A 3,747-nucleotide genomic window follows, 5' to 3' on the forward strand; every position below is an offset into this window, starting at 1 on the left:
CGTATTGCACTCATCGGGACCGGTGCGGTCGGACGGGGAATCCTGGAGGCGATGAGCAGAAAGGATCTTGGGATCGTCCTGACTGGTGTTGCTGATTCACGGTCAGGATTGATACACCCTGACGGGCTCGCACCTGCTGATCTTCTTCATCGGAAACGTGAGACCGGGCTTGTTGGTGATCTCTCCTGTACGGCCCATGATGTGGTTTTCAATGCCCCGTATGATGTTCTCGTCGAAGTGTCCCCCACCGATGCGCAGAGTGGGGAACCAGCCACGACATATATGCGGACCGCGTTATCCCGGGGATGCCATGTGGTCACGTCGAACAAGGGTCCTGTTGCGTTGCATTATCATGATCTGAAGGAGGAGGCCGATAAGGCCGGGGTATCTTTCCGGTTTGAGGCAACTGTGGCCGGTGCAATTCCCATTCTTCACACCCTTCTTGAATCCCTGGGAGGAAATGAAATTCACGCTCTCTATGGTGTTTTAAATGGGACCTGCAATTATATCCTGACACGGATGGCTGAAGAGGGCCTGTCATATAAACAGGCACTTGATGAGGCACGGGCGCTTGGGTATGCGGAGGCAGATCCCACGTATGATGTAAAAGGGATTGATGCTGCAATTAAACTGGTTATCCTTGCGAATACGGTCTGGAACCGACGGATAACTCTTCAGGATATTGACATCACCGGGATTGACCTGCTCACGGAAGAGGCGATTCGGCTTGCTGAAGAGCAGGATGCAACGATACGGCTCATTGGAGAGATAATCCCGGCAAAGAACCTGTACCGGCTATCTCCCCGTATTATTCCACGGCACCATCCACTTGTCGTTCACGGATCACTCAACGCGATTATTGTGAGGACTGATCTTGCAGGAGACCTTGTCTTTTCAGGAAAAGGGGCAGGTTCACTTGAGACGGCAAGTGCAGTCCTTGGGGATATCCTTTCCATCCGGGACAGGTATGCAGGGGGTCATTGAGCGCAGGCGCTCTTATCTGAAGTTAATGCGGAAACTGACCCTGCGAAAGGGCTCCTTTACCGTTGATGATCTTGCGCAGTCTGCCGGTATCCCCCGAAGTACTGCACGGGACTGGATTGTCCGTTTATCTGATGAAGGGTGTCTGACGGTTCTTACCCAGCCGCATGGCCGTGCTCCAAGCAGGTACGCTGCCATTAGTGCAATACCGCGGACCGCATGCCGGAAGATCTTCACTGCAGTTGACGGGGATATGGTGGAGATTGTGCATGAGTGTCTGTCCAGTGCCTGTGCTGCATTTTGCGCACGGCATCATGCAAAAGCGAATCCGAAGATCCGGATCATCCGTCAGGGGACGATTCTGAGAGAATTTGTCAGAATGGGCCGGTATGAGAGCACGGTAGGGCTCTGGCCAGAGTCGGCGGTGGCTGTTACCGGCATCTGGCAGGAAGGGGATGAGATTGTGCAGAGGATCCATTCGGTGGGCGGGCCTGCTTTCTCGCTGACCGGCATGATGGGGAGGGCAGAAGGGGTCATCAGGGTTGATACGGTCAGGCATGAGCATGCGACTGAAGGCTGTATCAGAACACAGGCGTTGCAGCATATCATTATCGGCATCGACAATACTGACAAGTTTGAAGAAGGGGCAACCTTTGCACTTGCCATCGCCCTCCTTGATTATCTGTCTGAACTCTCCGGCACGTTTCCTATTGGGCATCATATCGCCATGCTCTGGCAGGAGATTTCGGAAAAGACTGCAGGAAATTCCTGTAGTGCCATTGAACTTGCAGTGGTTCCGGAGAAGATTGATCTTATCAGAAAGGCCGCGGTCAGGTTTGTTGGCGATGAAAGTGTATCCGAGGGATGGGGTATTGCGATTAAAACCGGGTTTCTGATACCAGAATCTCTTCGTCAGTATGGGCTGCGTGCACGGACCGGTCTGATAACCTGTCAGGAGGCGCGCCAGTGTGCCCGTGAGTGCGGGGTGTATACCTATGGTGGCGGGGGTATTATCGGTTCACTGGCAGCGATCGGCCTTGCACATGAACCTGAAGATCTGATCATCACGCCAGATTATTGACTTTTCATTTACCGACAGGTGGGGTTTTAACAGAACTCTTTTTTTTGGTATTTCTCCAAGAGCTGAGTATGGAGAAACGTTTCACCATCAGCGGATGCAGTATCTCCCTTGGTATTGCAGGCGCAATTCTTCTTATTGCAGCAGCACTCCTCTGTGGGTGCACAACAACCCAGCCTGAACAGGTTCAGCCACAGACGCCGGTACAAACGCCGGTACAAACCGAACCGGTCGCCTGTGCCGGTGGTGCAGACGGGAGATATTGTTGAAGTTGACTACATCGGAACCTATGATAATGGAACTGAATTTGACAGTTCATATAAGAGTGGACAGCCGTTCAGTCTGATTCTTGGATCAGGAGGGGCTATTCCCGGGTTTGATAAGGCGCTTCATTGTATGAAAGTGAACGAGACAAAGAAGTTTACCCTCTCCCCTGAAGAGGCATATGGCCAGTATGATCCGGCAAAGATCGTCTCCATGCCGATTGAGTTTATCCCGGCCGGTGAGAATGCAACCATTGGGGATCGGGTCACCCTCTTCGATGGCGGACAGCTCTTCCAGGCGACGATTGCTGATATGAATGCAACGAATGTCACTTTTGATCTCAACAGCCCCCTTGCCGGAAAAGCACTTACCTTTGAAGTAACTGTCAGGAATATTACTCCTCTGACTGTTGAAGAAAAGGCCGGAACATCTGAAAAGAAAGAGTAATTAACATTCCCGGACTGCCATTCTGACGGCAGAAAAACCGGTATTATTCTCTTTTTTATCTTCAAATATTGCGTTGTCAGTGTTGGTGACGATTGCAAGATAGTAGTTTTTCAGCCCGATTAATTGTGGGATAGTAAAGGATTCGGTGATAGTCTGTTCGCTTGCTGAAAGAAGGTTTTTTAGGGTCTTTTCACCAAGGAAAATATCCCGGTTGTCTATCTGGCGATCTTCTGTCAGATAGAACCTGACCTGGAATGCGTCGGCATCATACCCGCCGGTGTTTTCGATCACTGCTGATATGGTAAATCCGGTGCCCGGGCATCCTGTTTCAGGACCGCTGACCTCTTTGACAGAGATGTCGGCGTAGGGTGAAAGGGGCCCGGATGGCTTTGACAGAAGAGAAGTTACGTTCGTATCAGGTGCTTTTGGTTGCATATCCCCTGCTGATTGCGATGAAGTTCCTTCAGGTGTGTTCTCCTGCGTAACCGGACTGGGGAGCTGTATTTCTTCTGTCTGAACAGGGGCTGCCACTGTCTCTGTGGGCATCGTAGGTACGGTTGCGGTAACAGGAGACTCCGAATCAGGAGCAGGTATTACCTCTTCGGAAGTGTTTTCTGATTTTGTATCAATCCATTCCAGAACCGGGGTCTCTGTCGGGACTGGAGTGGTAAGGAGTGATAGTGTGCCTGATGTTACACGGGAGAGCGGATAGAGATCAATATTATTCGCGTTTAATGAATATGGTGCATCAGAGATGCCATCATGTGTATAGTCCTGTGCTAATGCAGAAAATCCTCCCTCGCCGGTCTCATCAAACCAGGCATTTCCTCCCACCATCGTCCCACCTATAATATTGGTTCCTGACTTCAGATCGGTGTTCCACATATTCCGCTGATCTTCATTTACGACTGCGTTGTGCTTATTTTTAAATATATTATTGAAAATGACGTTATCTTTTGACTGGAATATTCCTATGC

5 protein-coding genes are annotated in these 3,747 nt (G+C 50.5%); 4 read left to right on the top strand and 1 reads right to left on the bottom strand.

Features of this window, described 5'->3' with window-relative positions:
• The 4 genes from PLA23_RS11330 to PLA23_RS11345 form a co-directional block, all read left to right on the top strand.
• On the top strand, window positions 1-984 hold a 984-nt coding region (locus tag PLA23_RS11330), incomplete at its 5' end, for a homoserine dehydrogenase (protein WP_324475253.1).
• Window positions 968-2,062, top strand: coding sequence for a sugar-specific transcriptional regulator TrmB (locus PLA23_RS11335; RefSeq protein WP_324329351.1), 1,095 nt, complete (start codon window positions 968-970; stop codon window positions 2,060-2,062). The genes PLA23_RS11330 and PLA23_RS11335, both read left to right, overlap by 17 nt.
• A gap of 68 nt (window positions 2,063-2,130) precedes the next feature.
• Complete coding sequence (locus PLA23_RS11340; RefSeq protein ID WP_324475254.1) at window positions 2,131-2,328, top strand: hypothetical protein; 198 nt, start codon at window positions 2,131-2,133, stop codon at window positions 2,326-2,328.
• Entirely contained in the window at window positions 2,306-2,770 is a 465-nt protein-coding gene (locus PLA23_RS11345; RefSeq protein WP_324475255.1) for an FKBP-type peptidyl-prolyl cis-trans isomerase, read from the top strand. Before PLA23_RS11340 ends, PLA23_RS11345 begins: the two co-directional genes overlap by 23 nt.
• On the opposite strand, the gene PLA23_RS11350 is transcribed toward PLA23_RS11345, so the two are convergent.
• On the bottom strand, window positions 2,771-3,747 hold a 977-nt coding region (locus PLA23_RS11350; protein ID WP_324475256.1), incomplete at its 5' end, for a NosD domain-containing protein.

Source organism: Methanospirillum sp. (assembly GCF_035406105.1).
Classification (GTDB): domain Archaea; phylum Halobacteriota; class Methanomicrobia; order Methanomicrobiales; family Methanospirillaceae; genus Methanospirillum.

Excerpts from the sequence above, each read along its gene's own strand:
- PLA23_RS11335 (WP_324329351.1), top strand. The coding sequence starts at position 968 with ATGCAGGGGGTCATTGAGCGCAGGCGCTCTTATCTGAAGTTAATGCGG.
- PLA23_RS11340 (WP_324475254.1), top strand. The coding sequence starts at position 2,131 with ATGGAGAAACGTTTCACCATCAGCGGATGCAGTATCTCCCTTGGTATT.